Source organism: Bradyrhizobium sp. 63_E2_N1_3, assembly GCF_052076005.1.
GTDB classification, from domain to species: Bacteria; Pseudomonadota; Alphaproteobacteria; order Rhizobiales; family Xanthobacteraceae; genus Bradyrhizobium; species Bradyrhizobium barranii.
Genome location: NZ_CP197235.1, coordinates 1,054,522 through 1,079,916, shown reverse-complemented (window position 1 = coordinate 1,079,916; position 25,395 = coordinate 1,054,522). Strand labels below are relative to the sequence as shown.

Genomic DNA, 25,395 nt, shown 5'->3' with positions numbered 1-25,395 from the left:
GGGAGAAGGTGGCGCGCGATCAGCGCGCCGGATGAGGGGTATCTATCCGCAGATACAGCGTTATCGAATGAGAGAGAGGGTCGCTCGCGGAGAGAGACCCCTCACCCGGCTTCGCTGCCGCGAAGCCGCCCTCTCCCACAAGGGGAGAGGGTGCACTGAGCGTGTGGCGCGAACTACTGCATCGACACCAGCGAGAAGTCGATGAACCAGCTCTTGGGCTGCACGACGCCCGTCACCTTCGGGCTGATGGCGCGGGGGCCGACGTCGTGGGCGACGTAGAGGAAGGCTGCATCGTCGACGGAGGCCGCGTGCAGCTCGGCGAGCGCAGCGTCGCGCGCGGCTGGATCAAACGTCTGCCGTGCCTTCTTCACCAGCTCGTCGAACTTGGGCTCGTGGATGAAGCCCCAATTGTTCGAGACCGGCGGCGCCATGCCGGACTGGAGGAAGCGCACCAGCGCGAAGAACGGGTCCATCGCCGCGTAGGTGACGTTGGTCGCGTTCGAGCCGTTGGCGCTGGGGTCCTTGGCGCCGCGGCGCCAGTTGGTGAACAGCGTGTTCCACTCGATGACGTCGAGCTTCACGTCGAAATAGCATTCGGCGAGCGCCTGCTGGAGATATTCGTTCATCGGCAGCGGCTGCATCTGGCCGGAGCCCGACGCCGAGGTCTGGATCTTCACCGTCAGCTTCTTTGACGGACCGAAGCCGGCCTCCTGCATCAACTTTTGCGCAGCCGCCTTGTCGTACTTGATCTCGAAGGTCGGCTTGCCGCGCCAGGGATGGCCGGGCTCGAAGGTGCCGGTCGCCGGCACCATCAGGCCCGCGAGCAGGCCGTCCTTGAGACCCTCGCGATCGACGCAGAGGTTGGCGGCCTTGCGGACGCGGATGTCATTCCAGGGCGAGCCTTCGACGCGCGAGAACTGCCACGGCCAGACATGCGGCTGCTCGTTGGCGTAGAGCTTGAAACCGCGCTGCTTGAGCTCGGGCAACGCGTCGGGCGCCGGCGCCTCGACCCAATCGACCTGCCCCGAGAGCAGCGCCGCGGTGCGCGCGTTTGCTTCCGGCATCGGCAGGAGCACCATCTTGTCGACCTTGGGCACGCGCGCCTTGTCCCAATAGGCCGCGTTCTTCACCAGCTCGAGGCGCTCGCGCGGCGTGAAGCTCGCCATCTTCCACGGGCCGGTGCCCGCGGCGTCCTTGGCGAACGCGGTCCACGCGGCCTGCGACTTCGCCTTGGCGTCGGCGCCTTCCGCCTTGTCGTAGAAATGCTGCCACTTCGCCGGGCTCGCCATGAACAGGTTGGTGAGGTTGATCGGCAGGAAGCTGTCGGGCTCCTTGGTGGTGAGCTCGACCGTCATGTCGTCGATCTTCTTCGCGGAGGCCAGCGTCGGCATGCGCGACGCGGTCACGCCGACCTGGCTGGCGTCGAACTGCGGCGCATCCTGCTTCAGCACCTTCTCGACGTTCCACACCACGGCATCGGCGTTGAACGGCGAGCCGTCATGGAAGGTGACGCCGGGGCGCAGCTTGAAGATCCACTTGGTCTTGTCGGCATCGTCGACCTTCCACTCGGTGGCAAGGCCCGGGATTACCACGCTCGCCTTGTCGGCCGAGGACAGGTCCCAGCCCGTGAGCGCGTCGTACATGGTGAGGCCGGTGAAGCGGTTGCCTTCAAAACCCTGATCGGGCTGGCCCAATGTGCGCGGAATATCGGCAGCGGTCATGCCGATGCGCAGCACGGTTTCGGCGCTTGCCACGCTCGGCCACGCGGCCGCAGTCGTCAGAGCCAGCGCAGCAATCAGCGCCGCGCGGGTGGTTGTCTTCATAAGCATCGTCTCAGTCCTCTTCCGGCTTTCAATGACTAATTTTGATGCAAACGTATGCAATGGCTATGCCAATGGGGAAACTTTTTCTGCAAATTGCCCCTGCGACGACAAGTCTGTGTGATCACGTGTCGGCAAAGCCACCGTCCTGCCTATTCTGGCATCAAGATTGCAGGTTTGGCTCTGAAATCTCCTGGGAGCCTTGGGCCATGCGTATCCGACTATCGACCTGTCTCGCCGTGCTTGCGCTGGCGTTATCCGCGATCACGGCACGCGCCGAAACGGTGGTGCGCTACGGCATCTCGATGGCGGACATCCCGCTGACGACGGGCCAGCCCGATCGCGGCGCCGGCGCCTATCAGTTCACGGCGTACACCATCTACGATCCGCTGGTCGCCTGGGAGATGGACGTCGCCGACCGCCCCGGCAAGCTGGTGCCCGGGCTCGCCACCGAATGGAAGGTGGATGATGCCGACAAGACCAAATGGCGGTTTGCTTTGCGCAAGGGCGTGAAGTTTCACGACGGCAGCGAGTTCAACGCCGACGCGGTGATCTGGAATCTGGACAAGGTGCTCAACGACAAGGCGCCGCAATTCGACAAGCGGCAGAGCGCGCAGGTGAAGACCCGCCTGCCTTCGGTCGCGAGCTACGCCAAGATCGACGATTTCACGGTGGAGATCACGACCAAGACGGTCGATTCCTTCTTCCCCTATCAGATGCTGTGGTTCCTGGTCTCGAGCCCGGCGCAGTACGAGAAGCTCGGCAAGGATTGGGACAAGTTCGCGAGCCAGCCTTCCGGCACCGGTCCGTTCAAATTGACCAAGCTGGTGCCGCGCGAGCTTGCCGAGCTCACGAAGAATCCGGACTACTGGAACAAGAAGCGCATTCCAAAGGCCGACAAGATCGTGCTGGTGCCGATGCCGGAAGCGCTGACGCGCACCAATGCGCTGCTCGCAGGCCAAGTCGACCTGATCGAGACGCCGGCGCCGGACGCCGTACCGCAGCTGAAAGCCGCCGGCATGAAGATCGTCGACAACGTCACGCCGCACGTCTGGAACTATCACCTCAGCGTGCTGCCGGGCTCGCCCTGGACCGACATCCGCCTGCGCAAGGCGCTGAATCTCGCGATCAACCGTGACGAAGTCGTTGGTCTGATGAACGGGCTTGCAAAACCCGCCAAGGGCCAGGTCGACCCGTCGAGCCCGTGGTTCGGCAAACCGACCTTCGAGCTGAAATATGATCTGGCCGCGGCCAAGAAGCTGGTCGAAGAGGCCGGCTACTCCAAGGCGAAGCCGCTGAAGGCCACCTTCATCATCGCCCAGGGCGGCACCGGCCAGATGCTGTCCCTGCCGATGAACGAATTCCTGCAGCAAAGCTTCAAGGAAATCGGCATCGACATCGACTTCAAGGTGGTCGAGCTCGAGACATTATATACGCATTGGCGCAAGGGCGCGGCCGACGAGATGAACGCCGGCATCACCGCCAACAACATCGCCTATGTCACCTCGGACCCGCTCTACGCCATCGTCCGCTTCTTCGCCTCCGACCAGATCGCGCCGGTCGGCGTGAACTGGGGCGGCTACAAGAACCCGAAGGTTGACGCGCTGATCAGCGAGGCCAAGCAGACGTTCGACACCGCCAAGCAGGACGATCTGATCGCGCAGGCCCACGCGCTGATCGTCGACGATGCCGTGCTGGTCTGGGTCGTCCACGACACCAACCCGCACGCGCTGTCGCCGAAGATCAAGCAGTTCGTGCAGGCGCAGCACTGGTTCCAGGATCTGACGACGATCGGGACGGAGTGAAGGCGGCAAACGCCGGTGTCGTAGGGTGGGCAAAGCGTAAGCGTGCCCACCACCTCTATACGCGGAGTAAGATGGTGGGCACGGCGCTAGCGCGCCTTTGCCCACCCTACGGGAGTTGATGTTGGTGGCGAAGAGCAGACGGACGCTACCGCGCCAAACACCGCTGTCGTCCCGGGGCGCGACGTAGTCGCGAGCCCGGGACCCATAACCGCAGGGAGTGGTTTGGCGAAGACTCGGAGTTACCGGCTCGCGCGATAACATCTCCCTGGGGGTATGGGTCCCCGCGTACGCGGGGACGACACTTTCAGTGCAGCACCAGCGATGGCCACGCACTCACACCGCTACTTCGTCAGCAGCGCATACGCGCCGTTCCATCCTTCCGCCGGCGGATTGATCTGGAATTCCTTGATTCGCGCCTCGTACAGCTTGAACAGCTTTTCCAGCGTGTCGGCATCCTCGCTGCGGCGGCCGCGCTCGATCGCTTCCAGCGCGCCCTGCCAGTCGCGGCCGCGGTAGCAGCCGAGCATCTCGATGGTGACGTTGCGCAGGCGCTGGAAAGCGCCCGAATGCATCACGTCCTCGCGGCCGGCGATGGCGTAGATCACCTCGGGCTCGGTCTTGCCCTTGACCATGATGAAGTCGAGCTCGAGGATCGCGAACTTGTCCTTGGCGGCGAGCGCGGTCCTGGAGCCGACGATGATGGGAAAGCCGTATTCCTTCGACTGGCCTTCCAGGCGCGAGGCGAGGTTCACGCTGTCGCCGAGCACCGAATAGTTCTTCTTTAGGTCGGAGCCCATGTTGCCGACGACGCCGATGCCGGTGTTGAGGCCGATGCCGACATTGAGCGGGATGTAGACGTGACCGCCGTCGGCGGCCTCCTGCTCGCGCTCCTTGTTGACCGCGTCGATCTGCTCCAGCATCTGGATCGCGGCCTCGCAGGCGTTGACCTCGTGCTCGGCATCGTCGAGCGGCGCGTTCCAGAACGCCATGATGGCGTCGCCCATGTACTTGTCGATGTAGCCCTTCTGATCGATGATGACGTCTGTCAACGGCGTCAGGAAGCGGTTCATCAGCGCGATCAGGCCTTGCGGATCCTGCTTGTAGCTCTCCGAGATCGTGGTGAAGCCGCGCACATCGGAAAACATGATCGTCATCTCGCGCTCCTCGCCGCCGAGCACCAGCTTTTCGGGCGACTGCGCGAGCTGCTCGACCAGGACGGGCGACATGTATTGCGCGAACATGCCGCGGATCTGCACGCGCTGACGCTGCTCGCGCACGAAGCTCGCGAAGATCAGTGTCAGATAGATCGCGGTGGTCGAGAGCAGCGGATAGGTGAAGTCGATGAGGTAGCGGTACTGCGCGTAGAAGAACCAGGACACGCCGACCAGGATGGCGGCGAACATCGCGCCCGCGAGCCCCAGACGGACAGGGCCGAGATTGGGCGTGAAGATGATGACGAGCAGGCCGATCACGAGCGCGGCGATCAGCTCGACGCCGAGCGCATAGTTCGGCTGCGAGATCACCGCGCCGCTGAGCACGCTCTCCAGCACCTGGGCATGGATCTCGACACCCGGCATGGTCGATGACACCGGCGTGGTCTTGATGTCGTTCAGCCCGACCGCCGAGGTGCCGACCAGCACCAGCTTGCCGGCGATCTTGTTCGGCGGCGCGGTGTTGTCGAGCACGTCGGCCGCCGAGATGTAGATCGAGGGATCCTGGCGGGCGTAGTGCACCCAGAGCTGGCCGTTCTTGTCGGTCGGAATCTCCACGCCCTTGAGGCGCACGGCCCTGATGCCGGTCTTGTCGGTCCGGACCAGCAGCGTCGGCGTTCCCGTGACGACGCGTAAAATCTCGAGGCTGAGCGAGGGCATGATGTTGCCCTGGGCGCGCATGATCAACGGCACGCGGCGGATCAGGCCGTCGCGCTCGGTCTTGATCGAGAACAGGCCGCGGCCGGCCGCGACCTTCTCGATGACGGACACGTTACGCAACAGGCCGGGGAATTCGAACAGGAAACGTTCGGCATCCGCTTCGCCGACCGTCGCGACGCCGGTGAAGGGCAACGACTTGTCGATCTCGGACGAGATCGCCGGCTGCCCGGTTTCGCCCAGCACCACGTGCGAGCGCTTGATCGCGTCGGCGAGGATCTGGTCGTTGGTCGGGAGCTCGCGCAGCCTGGCGCGGGTGGCGTCGTCGAGATCGCGCATCTGGCTCGCGACCAGATCCGGGTTGAGCCGGTCGGCTTCGGAGAACACCATGTCGAAGCCGATCGTCACCGCGCCGTTACCGGTGAGGTTCTGGATCAGGTCCGCGATCCGCGTGCGCGGCCATGGCCACTGGCCGAGCTTGGCGAGGCTCTTGTCGTCGATGTCGACGATGGTGACCGGCCGCGCCGCCTTGTGGCGGGGATCGATCAGCTGGAACATGTCGAAGGTGCGCAGCCGCAATTCCTGGATCGGCGGCGGATCCCAGACACGAGCGCCGGCAAAGACGACCAGCAGCGCAAGGCACATCAGCCGCGCGAAGCCGAGCTTCCGCGCAAACCACCGCCGCAGGATCTTGAGACGCTTCATTTCAGTCGGACTTCCTGACCTGTATCGCGCCCGGCGCACCGATCATGGAGCGTCCGCGAGCGATTGGCTATTCCCCGGCGGTCGAGGATTAAGGATTTTTTGCCGCGGTCAAGCTGCGAGCCGGCCGCCAGGAGGCCCGGGCGGCGATCAGGTGATGTGGAAGATGAAATCGCTGGCCTTCAGATTTGCCGCGATCACGTTCTTCAGCAGGATCGTCTCGTGGTTGTCCAGCGTGATCAGGGCGTCGCCCGATTGCGGAGCGATATTGACGTCGTGCAGCGAGCTGATGCTGCCGAACTGCCGCAGGTCGATCTTGTCGAGGCCGACCTCGAAATCGTCGACGCTGTGCTGGACCGCGGACTGCGACGACGTCGGCGCGAACACGAACTGGTCCTTGGCGCCGCCGCCGATAAGCGTGTCGCTCGACTCGGTGGCGAAGATCACGTCCTTGCCGTCGGTGCCCTCCAGGCGGATGCCCTGGCTGCTGGCGCCCTCGACGAAGATGAAGTTCACGGTGTCGGAATGACCGGTCGAGTCGGCAACGGTCACCTTGATCTTGTCCGTCGCGGGCGGCTGCGGATACTGCTCGGTGCTGGCGCCTGTCGGGTCGTAGGTGATGCCGGCACCTTCTGCGAGGCCGGTGTTGATCTGCTCGAGCGAGCCCGTCGTCGGATATGCACTGACGCTGCTGGTATCCGGATGCGAGGTCGACACCGTGACGGTGAAAATGTCCGTCGCCGCGCCAGAATCGGTATCGGTGACCACCAGATCGGTGATGATATCGTTGCTGTTCTCGCGGATGTGCTCGACGTGGAAGCTCTCGGTATTGATGACTGGACCGATGGCAGGCGTCACGCTCGTGCCGATGGTGGTGATGTCGTGCGAGATCGACGCGGTGCCGCCGGTGCCCGTCGCCGTGAGATCGATCGTCGCCGTCGAGCCAGCGGTGGTGATGGCGCCTGTATAGGTGTCGTCGAGAGCGTGGACGCCCAGCGCGCCAGGCTCGCCGCTGAATCCGTCTGCAGGCACAAACCGGATCAGCGTAGCGGAGCTCAGCACGAGCGCATTCGCATCACCGACCGAGTCGACATCGACCCAGCAGCCGCCAACCTTGTACTGCCAGACGCCCTGGTCAACGGTCGCGGCGTCCGACGTCACCGCGATGGCCTTGAAGGTCGCGCCAGTGTCGGCGTCATGGAACTTGTTCGTGAAGAGATCGCGGATCTTGCTGCCAGCCGGATCGCTGTCGTTGCCGGCGACGGCGGCCAGCGTCGCGCTGTCGAGCGTCGGCGCGTCGTTCTTGCCGGTGATCGTGATGGTGACGTCGGTCGTGGTGGTCTCGCCCCGGCCATCATCGAGCGTGATGGTGGACACGACCTTCGCCGTCTGGTCCTGGCCGAGGAAATCGAGCGCGTTGTCGGCGATCGAATAGTGCCAGGTGACGGTACCGTTGTTCTTGCCGGTCAGCTGATACGTCAGCGCGTTCTTCAACGCGGCGGTCTCGTCGGGCGTGAGCGACGCGGTGAGGTCGGTGGCGCCGTCGAGCCAGGTCACGTCCTGGTCGACCTTCGTCACCGTCGGACGGTCGGTCAGGTCGATGTCCTTGAAGTCGATCGAGCCGGTCGCGGCCGGCGACGGGTCGATCGTCGAGGACGAACCGGTGGTATCGGGCTGCTCGGAGAAGCTTGCGGTCAGCTGCGCCACATCCGTGGTGGTGAATGTCGGCGCATCGTCGTCCGCATGGATCGTGATCAGCGTGTGGCCACCCTCATCGCTGCCCGCGAAGTGCGCGTCGCGATAGTCTCCGATCAGGGTGAGGCTGATGCTCTTGCCATCGTCGCCGGTGACCGTCAGCACGCCGCCGTTCGCGGGGTGGTCGGCATCCGGGACATAAACCGCGCTGGTGCCAGGCCCCCACTTGATCATCGTCAGGTCGATCTTGTCGTTCGCGGACAGCTCCGCGATCGAGCCGCCGAAATCCTTCGTATCGATCTCCAGCTCGGCGCCGTCACCGGCAAGCGTGATCGTTTGCGATACCGCACCCTTGACCTCGAGCGTCGCGCCGGCATCGACGACGACCGCGCCCGTGGCCGAGCCCGACAGCGAGCCAAACAGCGTCAGCGTCCCGGTGTGAACCTCGATCGAGCCGGTGCCGGTGTTGGTGATGTCGCCCGTGATCGACGCAGTGCCCCAGCTGTCGATGTCGCCATAATTTTCGATGGTCAGATCGGCCCCGGAAATGGAGGCCCCGTGCAGATCGATGTCGCCGTGGTTGACGATCGAGGACGCATCGCCGAACACGCCGCTGCCGGCGACCGTCCAGGTACCGCCCGTCTCGTTATTGAACGTGGCGGTGGCGACCGAGATGTTGCCGTTGATGTGGCCGGCGTTGTTGATCGTGATCTCGCCGCCAGTCTCGACGATCGCATAGGTCGATGAGGTCACGCTGCCGGCATCGGCTGGCCCGATGGTGCCGGAGTTGGTGATAAATGCAGCGCCGGTGCCGTTCTCCTGGATGGAGATCGCAGCAAAACCATCGGCGCCGACCACGGAGCCGGTATTGGTGATGTGCGTCGAGCCGACCGCGCCCGCATCGTCCTGGTCGACATTGATGCCGAACGAGGTCGTGCCGGAGATGTGCCCGTTGTTGGTGACGGTGACTGCGCCGTTGCCATGGGAGACGATGTCGAGGCCGACCGCACCGGAAACGCCGCCGCCGATGGTCGCCGTGATATCGCCTGCACCGTTCGCACCGTCGTGCAGCACGATGCCGTTGCCGGTCTGGCCGGTGATGTCGCCCGATGTCGTCAGCGAGATGTCGCCGATGCCGTTCTGAGTGACGACAATGCCGTTGGTCGCACCGGTCAGCGTACCGCTCGGGGCCAGGACGATGTTGCCGCGACTGCCGATCGTCCCGCCCGAAGCGGTGAAGTCGAGCGCGTCGCCCTTGCCCGAATTGATGCCGGCATCGCCGGTGACCGTGAAAGTACCGCCGGTCGTCGCCTGACCGGCGATAGTGCCGGTAAAGGCATGGCTCGTCTTGTCGAGCTTGAGCGTATTGGTGCCGCCGGCGAAGCTGACGGTCTGCGCATCCGCACCACCGAGCTCCAGCGTCGTGTTATTGTCGATGATCAGCGCGCCGACACCGGTGATGCCGCCGGACAGGTTGAGCGTGCCGCTCTGGACTTCGATGGTGCCGGTGTTGGTGACGCCACCCGTGATCGTGTTGAGGCCGGAGACGCTGTAGAGATTGCCGGCATTGCCGAGGCTGCCGCCGTTGATCGAGACGTCGGACAGATAGAGCTTCGAGGTCCCGTCGACCGAGATCGTGCCGCCGGTGTTGGCGACGGTGACGGTCGTCAGCTTCAGCGTGCCGCCGGTCACTGCCTCGATTAGACCGTGATTGGTGATGCCGTGAAGGATGCCGGGATCGATCGTCAGCGTGCCGCTGGTGACCGAGATCGTGCCGGTATTGCCGACGTCGGCGTTGTCGATCGCGCTCGCGCCGGTCGATTCCAGCGTGCCGGCGATGGTGAGCGTGCCGCCGGCCAGGCTCGCACCGTTCAACGTCAGATTCTTGCTCGCATCGACATTGACGGTGCCGTGATTGACGATCGCGGTGCCCGAAACGGTCGCGTCGTCCAGCGTCAGCGTGGCGCCGCTCTCGACCGTCACCGCGCTGACGCTGAGCGTGGCGGCGTTGTCGATCTTGCTGGCGCCGGTGACGTCGATCGTGCCGGCGCCCCTGATGGCGCCGCCGCTGATCGTGGCATAGTCCAGCGTCAGTGCGGCACTGCCGTCGACGATGACGTCGCCGCTCGAATTGTCGACGGTCGAGCCCTGCTCGATCGCGAGCGCGCCGTTGGCGAGCACTTCGATGATGCCGGCATTGGTGACGGTCTCATCGCTGAGCGCATTGCGCGCACCGCTCACCTTGAAGACGGTATTGTTTTTCAGAATGCCGCCGCTCAGGACGGCATCGCCGGTCAGATCAATCTCACCGTTGTTGGTAATCGTGCCGGCGCCGCGAATGCCGGCGTTGAGGACGGGGCCTCCCTCGTCATCACCGCCACCGGTGTCGATCACCGCACCAGCTCCTCCGATGGTCGCATTGCTGACGATCAGCTTGCCGCTGGCGTCGACCGTGATCTGGCCGGCATTGGTAACGCTGGAGCCCTGATGGATCGTCAGCCAGCCGTTGGCCAGCACCTCGATCACACCGGTCGCGGTGTTGGACACGGTCTCGTGGGCGAACTCGACCGTGCCCTTGACGTTGACTGTGCCGGAATTGTTCAGCGTGCCGTTCTCGATCAGGCTGGTGCCGTCGAGCTCCAGCGTGCCCAAAATGCTGACGGTGCCGCCATCGACCGTCGCGGTGTCGACGATCAGCGTCGAGCCGGCATCGGCCCTCAGCAAGCCGCTGGCGTTGTGGATCGTGGCGAGCGTCTTCAGCGTGCCGCCGGACAGCTCGATCGTGCCGGAATTGGTGATCTTGGTGCCGCTGGCGAAATCGCCGCCGCCCGCGAGCGTCAGATAGCCGGCATTGGTGAGCACGCTCGTGCCCAGAATCTCGGCCTTGCCGCCGACCGACATCGTTCCGGTCGCGGCGGTCGTGAGGATCGAATCGGCACCCATGTTGAGCGCGCCTGATATCGTCAGCGAGCTCTGGACGATCACTTTCGGCGGCGGGCCACCGAAATCGTTCATCGTCAGCGACTTGGCGTAGGCCGCAGTGTCGATCGTCACCGGATAGGACGGCGTCAGGCCGTGCAGCTGATCGGTGATGACGATGACATCGTCATTGATGGTCGGGACCGTGCCGGTTGCCCAGTTCGCCGCGTCCTTCCAGAAGCCGCCGGAGGGAGCGCCGGCCTTGTCGGTCGCGATCCACACCACCGCGGGCGCATCGGTGCCGGTGATCGTGACGGTGATGGTCTGCTTCGAGGTCGCGCCTTGCGAATCCGTCAGCGTCACGGTGTAGACCAGCGTCAGGACCTCACCTTTCGGGATGAAGTCGGCGAGATAGACCGGCAGATCGGCCAGCGACCAGTTGATGGTGCCGGTGCCGTCTCCGGTGCTGTCGGCGCCCGCCGCGATCGCGACCGACATCGCGCTCTGGAACGCCGCGAGCGGGCCCGGCGGAACGGTGCCATCAGGCAGGGTCGCGCTGGTCAGCGCCACCGACACCGTATGCTTGTCGGTGAGATCGACGTCGCCGAAGTTCAGCGTGCCCGTCGTCGGCACATCGCTGGTGAGCGGGCCACCCGGCACGCTGGTGCCGCCTTCAAAGATGATGACCGGAACGCTGGTGGTGATCACCGGCTTGTCGTTGGTGCCGGTGATCGTGATCGTGATGGGGATGAAGGCGGTCTCGGGGCTGACCGAGAAATTGTTGTCGACGCGGACCATGTAGGTCAGCGTCAACGTTTCGCCGGCCGCGAGGAAGTCGAAGACGTGGTCGGGGATCGTGTAGGTCCAGACCGCCGAGCCGTTGTTGTTGTTGCCGCCGTCGGCGACGACGTTGATCTGGATCTGCGTCGCCGCGATGTCCTGCTTCTGGAGCGCGGTGAGCGAGCCGGTGACGTCCTGGCCGGCGCTCTTGTAGACGTAGTTCGGCGCGTCGGCGAGGTTCACGCTCACCGTGGGCCTGTCGCCCAGGTTCTGGTCGATGAAGGTGATGCGGCCGGAGATCGTGTCGGAATGCGTGGTGTCGCCGGTCGTGTCCGCGCGCTCGGTCAGCACAAACGCCGTCTTCACATTGCCGTTGAGATCGAGGCTCTGAGACAGAGGCTTGCCGGGGTAACGGTTGAAAGGCGTCGTGTGATCGCTGGGCCCCTGCGGTCCCTGCTGACCGAGGTTGGTGAAGAGCGCGGTCGCGATGTAGCCGGCCGGCGTCTTGATGACCAGGCCGTCGCTGGTCTGCGTGATCGTGTCGGTGAAGTTCGTGGTCAGCTTGGTGTTGGTGTTGTTGTCGGTGAACTTCAGCGTGAACACGTCTGTGATCAGCCTCTGGACGTCCGGCGACAGCAGCCCGTTGGTGATCGAGACGTTGCCGCCGCTGATCTGGATCATCTGGCCGGCCTGGTTGACCGTCGCGATCGGCAGCAGCGTGACCTTGTCGAACAGGATGTAGGAGCCGGTCGTGCCGTTCGGCTCGACCAGCACCTGGAAGCTCGCCTGCGGCTGCGGATCGCCGCCGCCGGCGGGAACGACGAAGTTGATCTGGGTCAGCACCGCCGTGCCGCGGATGCCCATGGTGGCGACCGGCGTGTCGATCTTCATGTCGCCGTGCTTGGCGGTCTCGCCCGCGACGAAGGTGATGGTGCCCGCAACCAGGCTCAGCAGCGAGGAATTGCTCGACCCGTTGGGGTCGTAGACCATCTCGTTCAGCACCATCCGCGCATTGGAGGACAGGCCGAACACGGTGCCGTCGATGAAGGTGATGCCGAGCGTCGAATCCGCGCCGGTCGAGACCACATCGCCCTTCTCGACGTTATCGCCGTTGTTCAGCGTGACCGAGACGCCGTTGCGAACCGCGGTCGCGCTGCCGGAGAGTTTTGTGACGTGGCCGATGACCTGCGCGGCGGCGATGCCGGGCGCGGCCTGCGCAACCTGCACATGGCCCGTGAGCGCGTTGACGACGTCGCCGGTGAGATGGGCGCCATCGGGCGAGGCGATCGCTGCGCGCTTGTCGCCCTTGAAATAATCGTGAATGACGAACTCATGCCCCTCGTGGGACAGCACGAGGTCGAGACCTGCGCGCTTGAACTCGCCATTGAAGATCAGGTTAGCATCGGGAACAACGAACGTGCCGTCGGGCACGTGACCGTGCGCCTTCGCGACAAAAGGCTTGGCGATAAAAGTCTTGGCCGTAAAGGAATCGATATGAACGTCCGCGGCCGAGCGGGAACCCTCGCCATCAAGGGGAATCGTGGCGTCAAATTTGCCAGCGTAATTCAACCGGGGGGCACCGCAAAAAAGAGTTAAAATCTAAGTAAGTAACGACCGCCTAAGCTTGAATAGCATTACCAAGTCCTTAGCGAAACCATCTATTGCTTGTGTGATTCCCATCACTTGGCTGGAGGAGTCCCCAATAGCGGCGCCTTCACAGAGAAGCCGAAGTAATTCTTCAAATATTCCGAGGTCGGTTTTCGGCTTATTTTCACGCATTCCCAGTCATCCAAAGTAATCAGTCGCCCCTATCGAACGACGGATACTTGTGTCATCTTTTGTTCGTAGTACCCCGCAGCATCCTGCGACAAATACGGGGCAGAATCTGTGACCCAACTAACAGAACCCGTGAAATAACGGGCTGTTAGCCATAAGCGGTAGAATCAGCCCTCCCGCAACTTCTCCCTGCAATTGGTTCCATTTCGCGGCGACGGAGCCCTCCTAGCCGGCGAATCGTAAAATTTTACGCAATTTGCACAGGCCCGTTTCAGCCTGTCCCACGGTTTTGGGACCCCTGCCGGGCGCGTTAAGCAGAACAAAACGGCCCGTCTCGCACTATCTCCGCGAAAGCAACAAAGCCCGGCACGACCAGGTCGAGGGGGACCTGGCGAAGCCGGAAGGGGATGTCAGATGGAGACCGCTGCTCGCTCGCGCGCCTGGCGCGCTGTCCTTGTGCTGTGCGGATTGATCCTGCTCGGATCGGCCGCCGAGCTCCGCGCCGGCACGCTGCTGTCGCCTGGAGCCGGCGTCCTCGTGCGCAGATCCGCCGAGCCGTTCGGCGTGTTCGCCTTCGCCATCTCGTCCGGCAGCCTCCAGCAGAAATGGTTCGCGCTGAAGCAGAAGCTCGACGACGACATGGTGCAGCTCGCGCTGTGCGACGGCGACCGGGACAATTGCGCGTCGCCCGCGGCGCTCAAGCTGATCGCCATCGTCGACCAGGCCCGCAGCCGCGACGGCCGCGCGAAGCTGGGTGAGACCAATCGCGCCATCAATCTTGCCATCCGGGCCGCCAATGACGGCGCCGACGACGTCTGGAGCTCGCCGCTCGCGACCTTCGCGCGGGGCGCCGGCGATTGCGAAGACTATGCCATCGCCAAGCTGGCCGCGCTGCGGCTCGCCGGCGTTGCCAATGAGGACCTCCGCATCGTCGTGGTGCGTGACGTCAGGGCCGGCGAAGAGCATGCGGTTGCCGCAGCAAAGCTCGGCGGCCACTGGCTGATGCTCGACAACCGCCGCATGGCGATGGTCGAGGACGACGCGGCCCAGACCTACCAGCCGCTGTTCGTGCTCTACCAATCCGCCGTGATGAAATATGTCGACGAACCGGTGCGGTTGTCGATGGCCGCACCCGAGGCGCACTGATTTTCTTGTAGCCCGGATGGAGCGAAGCGAAATCCGGGACTTTCACGACGCGCACCGCTCCCGGATTACGCTTCGCTCCATCCGGGCTACGGGTCTCACGTAAACCGTCACGCCACAAAGCCGTTTCGCCGCGCGATCCGGGGCGCTAGCATGGCGCCTTTGCGGGGGCGACTGGAATGCGGTTCATCGTGCTGTCTGTGCTTGCGCTGCTGGTGTTGCCGGCGGCACCAGGCTCCGCGCAATCGGGCCCGTCCGACCGCTCCATCGCCGACAGGCTGCCGCTATTTGCCCGAAACAACTGCCAGCAGATCCGCGATCCCGGCAATCAATTGATCTGCGGTGACGCCGAGCTGGCCGCCGCCGCCGAGAAGCTCGGCACGGCGATCGAGGCGCGGCTCGCCCGCCTGCCCGATCGCCTGCCCGCGATCGAGGAGAATGCGATTTGGATCCGACAGCGCAACCTCGGCTGCGGCATCGTCGGCCAGACCGCGATCCGCACCGACGATTTCGACCGCGTGAAGGCGTGCCTTCTCAAGGTCACCGAAGAGCGCGCCGCAATCGTGCGTGATCCCGATTTCGACTGTCTCGCGGCCAACACGGCCGCGGGCGCGCTGATCTGCGCGGACCCGTCGCTGGCGCTCACCGAAACCGAGCTCAACAGCCAGGTGCTGGGCCTGATCGGCAGGCTGGATCCGACCGCGGCCCGCTTTGCCTTCGCCGAATACGGCCGATGGACGAGGGAGCGCGATCGCAAGTGCAATCTCGTCGGCAAGGAGAACGTGCCGCTTGCCGAGCTTTCGTCCGCGGAAGATTGTCTCGCCGACCATCTGAAGCGCAAGACCGAGGAGATCGCCGCCGCCAAGGGCGATCCGAAGAAAGTGTTCGGCCGGCAGGTCGCGGCCCGCTCGCCCGACACCGATGCCGTCGATTTCTGCGCCGCCCGGATTCACGCCGCCAATTCGTGCGGCAATTTCCTCCGCATCAACCGCGTCTACGCGCTCGACAGCCAGGTGACCGACCAGGAGGCGCAGGTCACGGGCGAGATCGAGATGGTCGTGCTGGCGCCCTTCACCATGTGCAGCAAGGTCGCATCCACCTGCACCGGCACCTGCTGGGACCCCAGGACGGGCCGTCCACAGCCCGGCCTCGGCAGCAAGGAGCGATCCGGCGAAGCCTTCAACGTCACGCGCCGCCTGAGAATCCAGCGGACCTTCGCTTTCGTCAAAGCCGCCGACGGCTGGCGCTGCCGGGAAGACGAGCTCGCGCCGGTGAATTCGGGGACGGCGGGCGGGGGATCGTAGGTTCTCCCCGTGGCGTGCTTTCTTCCTTCTCCCCTTGTGGGAGAAGGTGGCGCGCACATCGTGCGCGCCGGATGAGGGGTTCTCTCCACTCGCACGACCATTCATGAGGATAGAGACCCCGAACCCGGCTTCGCTCACGCGAAGCCAGCCTCTCCCACAAGGGGAGAGGGTGCACCGTCAGCGCCGCAAGAGCGAAGCCATCAAAACATCAGATTATCCTTCACCAGCACCCAGCGGCCGTTCTTCACTTGCTGCACCTGGGTGACGGTGGTGGCGAGATGGTTGGTCTTCGAGAACACCGTCGGCGGCGAATTAAAGATATCCTGGAACTTGTCGCCGGACTCCAGCGCGTCGAGCATCTTCTGGCCAGTGAGATCCTTGCCAGCCTTGTTGGCATAATGCGCGAACGTCATCACCGCATTGTAGCCGATGATCGCCTGGGTGTTGGCGTCGGCGTTGAACATCTTCTTGTAATTGACGAGCCAGTCCTTCACCTTTCCCTTCGCGGTGTCTTCGTAGGGAATTTCGAAGTTCGAGGCGGAATACAAGCCTTCCACCACTTCCTTGCCGAGCGCCGGCACTTCGAGCACGTTAACGGGCGTGGCGCCGAGGAAGGTGACGTCCCATCCGAGCTTCTTCGCTTCACCCATCGTGCCGATCGGCTCACGGAGGACCGCGCCGAGCACGACGAGGTCGCAACCGTCGGACTTCATCTTGGCGACCTGCGCGCTGAAATCGGAGGCGCCGCGCTTGTAGCTCGTGATCGAGGCCGGCTGCAGCTTCATGGCGGTGAGCTGCTGGTTGAAGCCGTCGAGCACGTTTTTGCCGTACTCGTCGTCCTGATGCAGGATGCACGGCTTCTTGAAATTCTTTGCCTCTATCATGTATTTGAGCGCTGCGCGCGTGCTCTCGACATAGGGCAGGAGGTTGTTGAACTTCAGCCTCTCCTGCGGCTTGGCCGGATCGAACTTGAAGGTGAACTCGGCCGCCGTCAGCGGGAAGAGCTGAAGCACGCCGGCGTCGAGCAAGATATCCTGCGCAGCGAGCACGGTCGGCGATCCCATTGGACCCACCATCGCGAAAATCTTGTCGCGCTCGATCAGCTTTTGCGAAGCCAGCACCGCTTTCTTCGGATCGTAGCCCGAGTCCTCGACGACCAGCTTGATCTTGCGGCCCTGGACACCGCCCGCCGCGTTGATCTCCTCGACCGCCATCTTCATGCCGTTCGAGACCGGCACGCCCCAGCCCTTGATCGGCCCCGACAGGTCCTGATGGGTGCCGATGACGATCTCGGATGCCGAGATGCCATCGTTGGTGACCTTGGTTTGCGCCGCGGCCGGCAGACAGGTGAGCACCACGGCGCTCACAGCAAGGCCGAACGTACTGAACGATTTCGACATTGACGTCTCCTCTCCTTTGGGCCCGTATGGTGCGAAGGGCGGGGGCCACAGCTCCTTCGCTTTCTCGAACTGGCAGGCTCGTCACGCCACCGCGCGCTGGCGATACATCGCCTCGATCTCGGCAGCGTAGCGCTTGTTCACGAAGCCGCGCTTCAGCTTCATGGTCGGCGTCAGCTCCTCGTCCTCCGGGGTCAGCTGGCGCTCGATCAGGTAAAATCTCTTGATGGTCTCGACGCGGGCGAAATTGCCGTTGACCCGTTCGATCTCGCGCCAGATCAGGTCCTGGATCTCCGCCGCGCGGCACAGGCTCGCATAATTGGTGAAGGGGATGTCGTGGTCCTGGGCGAATTTCTCGACATTCTCCTGGTCGATCATCACGAGGCAGGTCAGATAGGGCCGCTTGTCGCCGATCACCACGGCATCCGAGATGTAGGGCGAGAATTTGAGCTGGTTCTCGATCTCGGACGGCGTAACGTTCTTTCCGCCGGAGGTGATGATGATGTCCTTCATCCGGTCGGTGATGCGGACAAAGCCTTCGTTGTCGATGGTGCCGACGTCGCCGGTGTGCAGCCAGCCGCGATGGTCGATGGTCTCGGCGGTCTTCTCGGGCTGATTCAGATAGCCCATGAACAGGAAGTCGCCCTTGATCAGGATCTCGCCATCGGGCGACAGCGCGACCTCGCCCCAGGACACGGCAGTGCCGACCGAGCCGAACTTGATGCGTTCCGCCGGCATCATGGTCGCGACGCCGCAATTCTCGGTCTGGCCGTAGACCTCGTGCATGTCGATGCCGAGCGCGAGATACCAGCGGATCAACTCCGGCGCGATCGGCGCAGCGCCGGTGAACGCGATGCGGCAGCGGTCGAGCCCGATCATGCGGCGGATGTTGCGGAACGCGAGCCGGTAGGCGATGCCGTTGGCGATGCGCAGCGAGAGCGGCGGCGCCCTGCCCTCGATCCGGCAATCGACCATGCGATAGCCGACCTTGATGGCGCGGCGATAGACCCATTGCTGCAGCGGCGTCGCGTCCTTCAGCGCGATGGTGATCGCGGAATAGAACTTCTCCCAGACGCGAGGCACCGCAAAGAAGACGGTCGGCTGCACCTCGCGCAGATTGTCCGGCACCGTCTCCGGGCTCTCGGCGAAATTCATCACCGAGCCGAGTGCGACCGAGATGTAGTAGCCGGCGACCCGCTCGGCGACGTGGCAGAGCGGAAGGAAGATCAGCCGGTCTTCGTCCTCCCGCGCCGAGATGAAATCGTTGGCATGCCGCATCTGATGCGTGACGCTGCGGTTCGCGTGCATCGCGCCCTTGGGCGGACCGGTGGTGCCCGAGGTGTAGACGAGGATGACAAGGTCGTCCGCGCTGCGGCTGTCGATCATCTCCTGCCACAGCTCCTCGCGGCCGACCATGTGGTTGCGGCCGAGCGCACGGAACTCGTCGAGCGACATCACCATGTCGTCGGAGAAGCCGCTGAGGCCCTCCATGTCGAACACGATGATCTTTTGCAGGGACGGACAGCGCGCGCGGCAGGCGAGCACCTTGTCGAGCTGCTCCTCGTCCTCTGCAAAGATCACCCTGGTCCGGGAATCGTTGACCAGATATTCGACCTGGGACGATGCATCGGTCGGATAGATTCCAGAGGAAACACCGCCGGCGCACAAAATCCCCATGTCGGCATGAACCCATTCCGGCACGGCATTGGCGATGATGGAGGCGACGTCGCCGGGCAGAAAGCCGGAGGCGCGAAGCGCGTAGGCGATCTCCTTCGAGATCTCCAGCCACTCGCGCCAGCTGGTCGGCTGCCAGATGCCGAATTTCTTCTCGCGAATAGCCGGCCTGTCGCCCCGCGTCTCGGCGGCGCGCAAGAAGCTCTTCGCGATCGTATCAGCGACCGTCAGCACCGCCGGTCGGGCCATGCGCGTCTCCTCCTTGTCGCTCTCCCCTCCGCTGCCTGCCTTGCCGGCGGTCTGTTGTTGCGGATGGGCCAATCCATTTAACGCCTTCTCCTAGCGCCAAATCTTCAGCGCCAAGTCTTCTTCTTTTTCCAGCGCCGCTCGCCTCGTGCGCCCGCCTCCTTGGCACCAAGGTAGAATTCCTGAATGTCCTGGGAATGCATCAAGCGGTCGCAGGTGTCGTTCATCACGACGCGGCCGATCTCCAGCACGTAGCCGTAATGCGCCGTCTCCAGCGCCACCTTGGCATTCTGCTCGACCAGCAGGATCGACATGCCCTGCTCCTCGTTGACGCGGCGGATGATGGTGAAAATCTCCTTCACCAGCAGCGGCGACAGGCCGAGCGAGGGCTCGTCGAGCAGCAGCAAGGTCGGCCGGTTCATCAGCGCGCGCCCGATCGCGAGCATCTGCTGCTCGCCGCCGGAAAGCTGGCCGGCCGGCTGGTTGATGCGCTCCTTCAGCCGCGGGAAATAGCCGTAGACGCGCTCCAGATCCTCCGCGACGCCATCACGATCCCGGCGCGGATACGCCCCCATCATCAGGTTCTCGCGCACCGAGAGGAACGGGAATACCTCGCGCCCCTCCGGCACATGGCTGAGGCCGAGCCGCACGATCCGGTCCGCCTCCATGCGCTGGATCGACCTGCCCATGAATTCGATCGTGCCCTTCTGCGGATCCAGAATGCCCGAGATCGTCTTCAGCACCGTGGTCTTGCCGGCGCCGTTGGCGCCTAGCAGGGTGACGATGCGGCCGCGCGGCACCTCCAGCGAGATGCCGCGGATCGCCATGATCGGCCCGTAATAGCTCTCGATGTTGGATAGCTTCAGGATGATGTCGGGCGTGACGGCGGCGTCCATGCGTCAGGCTCCCAGATACGCGGCGACGACATCGGGATGCTGCTGCACCTCGGCGGGCGACCCCATCGCCAGCACCCGGCCATAGTTCAGCGCGATGACGCGATCGGAGACGCGGTTGACCAGCGACATGTCGTGCTCGACCATCAGCACGGTGACGCCGAGCTCGTTCTTCATGTCGCGGATCCAGAAAGACATGTCGCCGGTCTCCTCGACATTCAGGCCGGAGGACGGCTCGTCGAGCAGGATCAGTTTCGGCTCCGAGCACAGCGCGCGTGCGAGCTCGATCACCTTGCGCACGCCATAGGGCAGGCCGGAGATCAGCTTGTCGCGATAGGGTTCGAGATCGAGGAACTCGATCACCTGCTCGACCCTGCGGCGATGCACCTTCTCGTTCGCCCGCACGCTCGGCAGGAACAGCAGCTCCTGCCAGAGCCGGGTGGTCGAGTGACGGTGGCGGCCGACCAGGAGGTTGGAGAGCACGGTCGCGTTCTCGAACAGCTCGATGTTCTGGAAGGTTCGCGCGATGCCGAGCCTGGCGATGTCGTAGGGCGGCTGCTCCGTGATGTCCTGGTCTTCGAAGAAGATGCGGCCCGTGGTCGGCCGGTAGATCCGCGAGATCAGGTTGAAGATCGAGCTCTTGCCGGCACCGTTCGGTCCGATGATCGAGAGGATCTCGCCCTTCTCGACCGCGAAGGATACCGCATCGACCGCCTTCAGCCCTCCGAAATGCAGCGACAGGTTCTCCGCGCGAAAGTAGCTCATCGGTTGCGCTCCGACTTCACGTAGATCTTCTGACGCTTGAAGGTGGCGCGCTTGTAGAGCGGAAACAGCTGGAAGAAGAGCTTGATCTTGAGCCAGCGGCCGTAGAGCCCGAGCGGCTCGAACAGCACGAACAGCACGATGATGATGCCGTAGATCGCACCCTTCAATCCGTTGAGCGAGGCGAACGCCGCGACTTTCGACTGGATATTGCCCGCAGTCGCCGGACCCGCCCCGAACGTCGCGGCAATGCCGGCGATGATGCCGGGCAGGTCGTCCTTCAGATAGGTCAGGAACGGGTCGATCATCACGATGAAGATCGCGCCCAGCACCGCGCCGTGCAGGCTGAAGGTGCCGCCGATCAGGATCACGATGATGAACTCGATCGAGAGCTGGAGCGTGAACATCTCCGGCGAGATGAAGGAGAGCTTGTGCGCGAACAGCACGCCGGCAAAGCCGGTGATCGCCGCCGAGATCGCAAAGGACTTCACCTTGTACAGCGCGACGTTGACGCCCATGCTGCGCGCCGCGGTCTCGCTGTCGCGGATCGCGACGAAGGCGCGCCCCGTCGGCGAGCGCAGCAGATTGAGCGTGCCGACGATGGTCAACACCAGCACGGCCAGGCAGAGGAAATAGAAAGTCGGGCTGTCGCGCGGGACCGTGACGCCGAGCAGCGACAGGGTCTTGACCCGCATGCCCTCGTTGCCGTTGGTGACGCTCTCCCAGCGGGCCAGGATCTCCTCGACGATCAGGGCAAAGGAGATGGTGGCGATGACGAGGTAGATGCCGGTCAGACGCAGGGCGGGAAAGCCGACCATCGCGCCGATCAACCCGGTCAGGGCACCGGCAGCGAGGAAATAGACCGGGAACGGCACGTTATATTTCTGCAAGTATGCCGCCGTGTAAGCGCCGATCGCGAGGAACGCGGCGTGGCCGAGCGAGGCTTGCCCGGTAAAACCGGTCAGGATCAGAAGGCCGACGCCAACCGTCGCGTAGATGCAGACGAAGACGAGCTGGCTCATCAGATAGCTGGAGAGCACATAGGGCGCGATCAGCAGCAGCGCGAGCAGGATGCCGTAGGAGACGACGTAGCCGGAATGCGGGAACAGCTTGATGTCGTCCTCATAGTCGGTCTTGAACAGGAAGCGCATGGCGTTCAGACCTTCTTGCGGACGTGAAGGCCGAACAGGCCTTCAGGCTTCAAGAGAAGTACGGCGAGCAGCACGAGATAGGGCGCGACGTCCTTCCAGCCCTCCGCCAGATAGAAGCCGGCCATGCTCTCGATCACGCCGATCAGCACGCCGCCGACGACCGCGCCGGGGATCGAGCCAAAGCCGCCGAGGACTGCGGCGGGAAACGCCTTGAGGCCGAGCACGAGGCCGACATTGGAATGGATGAACGTGATCGGCGCCAGCAGCACGCCGGCGCAGGTCGCGACCGCCGCGCTGATCGCCCAGACGACCGACACCACGCGCTTGACCGGGATGCCCATGTAATAGGCCGCCAGCATGTTCTCGGAACTGGCGCGCATCGCGGTGCCGAGCGTGGTCTTGTTGAAAAACAGCCAGAGCAGCGCGCACAGGATCATCGTCGCGGCGATCACCGAGAGCTTGTCATAGGCCAGCACCAGCGAGCCGACGCGCAGCACGCCGTGGCTGAACGGCGTCTCGATCTTCAGATCGTCGGTACCCCAGATCATCCCGGCGACCGAGCGCAGGAAATAGCCGAGGCCGATGGTGGCCATGATGATGGAGAATTGCGGATAGCCGAGGATCGGCCGCACCACCACGCGCTCCGCCAGCATGCCGAACAGCGCCATGGCCGCCACCGCACCGGCAAAGCCGATCCAGTAGTTCAGTCCCATCATGCCGATGAAGGTGAAGGCGAAGAAGCCGCCCAGCATCATCAAATCGCCCTGGGCGAAATTGACGACCTCGGTGGCCTTGTAGACGAGCACGAAGCCGAGCGCGATCAGGCCGTAGACGCAACCGAGCGCAACACCGCTGACCAGCTGCTGAACGAAATCCAGCATCGCCGCGCAACCTCCCGATACAACAGCGGCTCTTCGCGACCGCCTTGCTGCATCTTGTGTCCAGTCGCTACGCGGTCGTTTCGCCGCGTTAGCGCCATTTGTCCCGGCAGCAATTCAGCCTGAACCGTCCAGCGCTGTCAACAAACGGTGACTTGCCATTAGTAGCAACCGGATGGCGGAATTTGGGGGCCGTATATTCACGGTGCCGAAACATCTTGGGATCATGGTCGCGAGCGATGCAAAACCGGATGGTGTGGCCGTCATGAAGCCGGACAGATCGGCGCTGGAAGTCCTGGGGTTAACGAAGCGTTTTGACCGTCTGGCGGTCGACAGCCTCGATCTCACCATTCACGCCGGCGAATTCTATGCGCTGGTCGGCCCCAACGGCGCCGGCAAGACCACCACTTTGCGCATGGTTGCGGGCCTGTTGCGGCCCGATGCCGGCGCGGTCTCGATCTTCGGCATCGATGCGCTCGCAAATCCCGTCGCCGCCAAGCAGCTGATGGCGTGGGTCTCCGACGAGCCCATGATCTACGACAAGCTGACGCCGCTTGAGTACCTCGAATTCGTCGCCGGGCTCTGGGGCATCGCGCCGTCGGCCTCGGAACCGGTCGCGCAGGACCTACTGACCTCGCTCGGGCTCGAGCCGCACCGGCACGAACGCTGCGAAGGCTTTTCCAAGGGCATGCGCCAGAAGGTCGCTCTCGCCGGCGCGCTGGTGCACGATCCCCGCCTCATCATCCTCGACGAACCGCTGACCGGCCTCGACGCCGTTTCCGCCCGCCACGTGAAGGGGCTGCTGAGCGAGCGCGTCCGCGCCGGCTGCACGGTCATCATGACCACGCATATTCTCGAGGTGGCCGAACGCATGGCCGACCGCATCGGCGTGATCGCCTCGGGCCGTCTGGTCGCCGAGGGCACGCTGACCGAGCTGCGCCAGCAGAACGGCCATGCCGACACCAGCCTGGAAGATCTCTTCATCGCGCTGGTGACGCTTCCGGAAGCCGCATGAGCTCGGCAACCGCGCTCTCCTGGTTTGCCCGCCACGAGCTCCGGCTCGCCTGGCGCGAATGGTTCGCCATGATGACCGGCGGGCGGCGCAAGCGGGCGCGCGCTGCAATGATCGGCCTGCTGTTCTTCGCGGCCCTCCTACACGTACCGGCCTGGGCTGTGATCGGCCGTTTCGCCGACCTGCAGCTGCCGCTCGACAAATCCTCGCTGATCGTGATCTCGGCGACGATCTTTCTGGCCTGGACGCTGATGCTGTCTCAGGCGATCGAATCGGTGACGCGGGTGTTTTACGCCCGCGCCGATCTCGACCTGATGATGTCCTCGCCCGCGACGCTGGCCAATCTGTTCTCGGTGCGCATCGCCGCGATCGCACTGGCCGTCACCGTGATGGCGCTGCTGTTCTCGACGCCGTTCATCGACGTGCTGGTGATCGGCGGCGGCGCGCGCTGGCTTGCGGCGTTCGGCGTCGTCATCGCCATGGGCCTCTCGGCCGCGGCGATCGCGATCGCCGTCACCATCCTGCTGTTCCGCCTGATCGGCCCGGCGCGCACGCGCTTCGTCGCCCAGGTCCTCGCCGCGATGATCGGCGCCGGCTTCGTGATCGCGCTCCAGGTCGCCGCGATCATGTCCTATGGCACGCTGTCGCGCTTCACCATCCTGACCTCGAGCAGCTTCGCCGCCTACGCGCCCGACGTCGACAGCATCTGGTGGTGGCCGGCGCGGGCGACCATGGGCGACAGCGAGGCGCTGCTGCTGCTCCTGGCGCTCGGGCTCGTGCTGCTCGGCAGCGTCATGGCGATGTTCTCGCACCGCTTTGCCGACACCGCGATCGATGCCGCCGCTTACGGCGCCTCCGGCAGCAAGGCCGCGAAACAGCGCCCGTTCCGCGGCGGATCGCGGCAACAGGCGCTGCGGCGCAAGGAATTTTCGCTGCTCTGGCGCGATCCCTGGCTGATCTCGCAGACGCTGATGCAGCTGCTCTATCTGGTGCCGCCGGCGCTGCTGCTCTGGCGCAACTTTGCCGACAGCTCCGCTGCGCTGACGCTGATCACACCCGTCATCGTGATGGCGGCAGGACAGCTCGCGGGCGGGCTCGCCTGGCTGACGATCTCGGGCGAGGACGCGCCCGACCTGGTTGCGACCGCACCGCTGACGCCGTCCAGCGTCATCCGCGCCAAGATCGAGGTCGTGCTGATCGCCATCGCCGCCATCTTCTGCCCGCTGATCGCGGCACTCGCTTTCGCCTCACCGTTCCAGGCCGCGGTCAGTGCCGCGGCTGTCATCATCAGCGCGGCGTCCGCGACTGCGATCCAGCTCTGGTTCCGGGTGCAGGCCCGGCGCAGCCAATTCCGCCGCCGCCAGACCTCGTCGCGGCTCGCAACCTTTGCCGAAGCCTTCTCCTCGATCGGCTGGGCCGCCAGCGCGGCGCTGCTGCTCGCGCTGCCGCTTGCCGGCCTCATCAGCGGCCTGATCACCGCGGGCCTCATCGCCATCACCTGGAAGTTCAGCCCAAGGCGCAACTAAACGCCGTGAGTAGGGCTGCGACACTGACGCGCTGTTGATCGCGG

General features: G+C 64.2%; 14 protein-coding genes. 5 read left to right on the top strand and 9 right to left on the bottom strand.

Annotated features, from left to right (window positions below):
* Positions 1-173: 173 nt before the first annotated feature.
* Positions 174-1,829, bottom strand: coding sequence for an ABC transporter substrate-binding protein (locus AB7531_RS04935; RefSeq protein ID WP_063980818.1), 1,656 nt, complete (start codon positions 1,827-1,829; stop codon positions 174-176).
* Positions 1,830-2,029: 200 nt separating this feature from the next.
* Here AB7531_RS04935 and AB7531_RS04930 point away from each other — a divergent pair, with 200 nt between their 5' ends.
* Complete coding sequence (locus AB7531_RS04930; protein WP_063980817.1) at positions 2,030-3,625, top strand: ABC transporter substrate-binding protein; 1,596 nt, start codon at positions 2,030-2,032, stop codon at positions 3,623-3,625.
* A 341-nt stretch (positions 3,626-3,966) separates the two neighbouring features.
* Here AB7531_RS04930 and AB7531_RS04925 read toward each other — a convergent pair whose 3' ends face one another.
* Complete coding sequence (locus tag AB7531_RS04925) at positions 3,967-6,198, bottom strand: CHASE2 domain-containing protein (RefSeq protein WP_063980816.1); 2,232 nt, start codon at positions 6,196-6,198, stop codon at positions 3,967-3,969.
* A 147-nt stretch (positions 6,199-6,345) separates the two neighbouring features.
* Complete coding sequence (locus AB7531_RS04920) at positions 6,346-13,158, bottom strand: VCBS domain-containing protein (protein WP_063980815.1); 6,813 nt, start codon at positions 13,156-13,158, stop codon at positions 6,346-6,348.
* A 621-nt stretch (positions 13,159-13,779) separates the two neighbouring features.
* Here AB7531_RS04920 and AB7531_RS04915 point away from each other — a divergent pair.
* Together AB7531_RS04915 and AB7531_RS04910 are read left to right on the top strand one after the other, a co-directional pair.
* Complete coding sequence (locus AB7531_RS04915; RefSeq protein WP_063980814.1) at positions 13,780-14,511, top strand: transglutaminase-like cysteine peptidase; 732 nt, start codon at positions 13,780-13,782, stop codon at positions 14,509-14,511.
* Between the two features lie 176 nt (positions 14,512-14,687).
* Positions 14,688-15,812 (top strand): lysozyme inhibitor LprI family protein, encoded by a 1,125-nt coding sequence (locus AB7531_RS04910; protein WP_063980813.1) that lies wholly within the window; start codon positions 14,688-14,690, stop codon positions 15,810-15,812.
* A gap of 200 nt (positions 15,813-16,012) precedes the next feature.
* On the opposite strand, the gene AB7531_RS04905 is transcribed toward AB7531_RS04910, so the two are convergent.
* The 6 genes from AB7531_RS04905 to AB7531_RS04880 form a co-directional block, all read right to left on the bottom strand.
* Complete coding sequence (locus AB7531_RS04905) at positions 16,013-17,212, bottom strand: ABC transporter substrate-binding protein (RefSeq protein ID WP_063980812.1); 1,200 nt, start codon at positions 17,210-17,212, stop codon at positions 16,013-16,015.
* Positions 17,213-17,293: 81 nt separating this feature from the next.
* Positions 17,294-19,132 (bottom strand): AMP-dependent synthetase/ligase, encoded by a 1,839-nt coding sequence (locus AB7531_RS04900; protein ID WP_063986061.1) that lies wholly within the window; start codon positions 19,130-19,132, stop codon positions 17,294-17,296.
* A 104-nt stretch (positions 19,133-19,236) separates the two neighbouring features.
* Positions 19,237-20,025 carry an ABC transporter ATP-binding protein gene (locus AB7531_RS04895; protein ID WP_063980811.1) on the bottom strand — a complete coding sequence of 263 codons (789 nt, stop codon included), beginning with the start codon at positions 20,023-20,025 and terminating at the stop codon, positions 19,237-19,239.
* A gap of 3 nt (positions 20,026-20,028) precedes the next feature.
* Positions 20,029-20,787: an ABC transporter ATP-binding protein gene (locus AB7531_RS04890; protein ID WP_063980810.1), complete on the bottom strand. Its 759-nt coding sequence runs from the start codon at positions 20,785-20,787 to the stop codon at positions 20,029-20,031.
* A complete protein-coding gene (locus AB7531_RS04885; protein ID WP_028148665.1) occupies positions 20,784-21,935 on the bottom strand; it encodes a branched-chain amino acid ABC transporter permease in 1,152 nt (383 codons plus the stop codon). Before AB7531_RS04885 ends, AB7531_RS04890 begins: the two co-directional genes overlap by 4 nt.
* A gap of 5 nt (positions 21,936-21,940) precedes the next feature.
* On the bottom strand, positions 21,941-22,816 hold the full coding sequence (locus tag AB7531_RS04880; protein WP_014498442.1) for a branched-chain amino acid ABC transporter permease: 876 nt from the start codon (positions 22,814-22,816) through the stop codon (positions 21,941-21,943).
* A 262-nt stretch (positions 22,817-23,078) separates the two neighbouring features.
* Between AB7531_RS04880 and AB7531_RS04875 the strand changes: the two genes are divergently transcribed.
* Both AB7531_RS04875 and AB7531_RS04870 read left to right on the top strand, forming a co-directional pair.
* Entirely contained in the window at positions 23,079-23,828 is a 750-nt protein-coding gene (locus AB7531_RS04875; RefSeq protein WP_063986060.1) for an ABC transporter ATP-binding protein, read from the top strand.
* Positions 23,825-25,351 carry a hypothetical protein gene (locus AB7531_RS04870; protein WP_063980809.1) on the top strand — a complete coding sequence of 509 codons (1,527 nt, stop codon included), beginning with the start codon at positions 23,825-23,827 and terminating at the stop codon, positions 25,349-25,351. The genes AB7531_RS04875 and AB7531_RS04870 overlap by 4 nt, the downstream gene beginning before the upstream one ends.
* Positions 25,352-25,395 lie beyond the last annotated feature (44 nt).

Excerpts from the sequence above, each read along its gene's own strand:
- AB7531_RS04935 (WP_063980818.1), bottom strand. The coding sequence starts at position 1,829 with ATGCTTATGAAGACAACCACCCGCGCGGCGCTGATTGCTGCGCTGGCT.
- AB7531_RS04930 (WP_063980817.1), top strand. The coding sequence starts at position 2,030 with ATGCGTATCCGACTATCGACCTGTCTCGCCGTGCTTGCGCTGGCGTTA.
- AB7531_RS04925 (WP_063980816.1), bottom strand. The coding sequence starts at position 6,198 with ATGAAGCGTCTCAAGATCCTGCGGCGGTGGTTTGCGCGGAAGCTCGGC.
- AB7531_RS04915 (WP_063980814.1), top strand. The coding sequence starts at position 13,780 with ATGGAGACCGCTGCTCGCTCGCGCGCCTGGCGCGCTGTCCTTGTGCTG.
- AB7531_RS04910 (WP_063980813.1), top strand. The coding sequence starts at position 14,688 with ATGCGGTTCATCGTGCTGTCTGTGCTTGCGCTGCTGGTGTTGCCGGCG.
- AB7531_RS04905 (WP_063980812.1), bottom strand. The coding sequence starts at position 17,212 with ATGTCGAAATCGTTCAGTACGTTCGGCCTTGCTGTGAGCGCCGTGGTG.
- AB7531_RS04900 (WP_063986061.1), bottom strand. The coding sequence starts at position 19,132 with ATGGCCCGACCGGCGGTGCTGACGGTCGCTGATACGATCGCGAAGAGC.
- AB7531_RS04895 (WP_063980811.1), bottom strand. The coding sequence starts at position 20,025 with ATGGACGCCGCCGTCACGCCCGACATCATCCTGAAGCTATCCAACATC.
- AB7531_RS04890 (WP_063980810.1), bottom strand. The coding sequence starts at position 20,787 with ATGAGCTACTTTCGCGCGGAGAACCTGTCGCTGCATTTCGGAGGGCTG.
- AB7531_RS04885 (WP_028148665.1), bottom strand. The coding sequence starts at position 21,935 with ATGCGCTTCCTGTTCAAGACCGACTATGAGGACGACATCAAGCTGTTC.
- AB7531_RS04880 (WP_014498442.1), bottom strand. The coding sequence starts at position 22,816 with ATGCTGGATTTCGTTCAGCAGCTGGTCAGCGGTGTTGCGCTCGGTTGC.
- AB7531_RS04875 (WP_063986060.1), top strand. The coding sequence starts at position 23,079 with ATGAAGCCGGACAGATCGGCGCTGGAAGTCCTGGGGTTAACGAAGCGT.
- AB7531_RS04870 (WP_063980809.1), top strand. The coding sequence starts at position 23,825 with ATGAGCTCGGCAACCGCGCTCTCCTGGTTTGCCCGCCACGAGCTCCGG.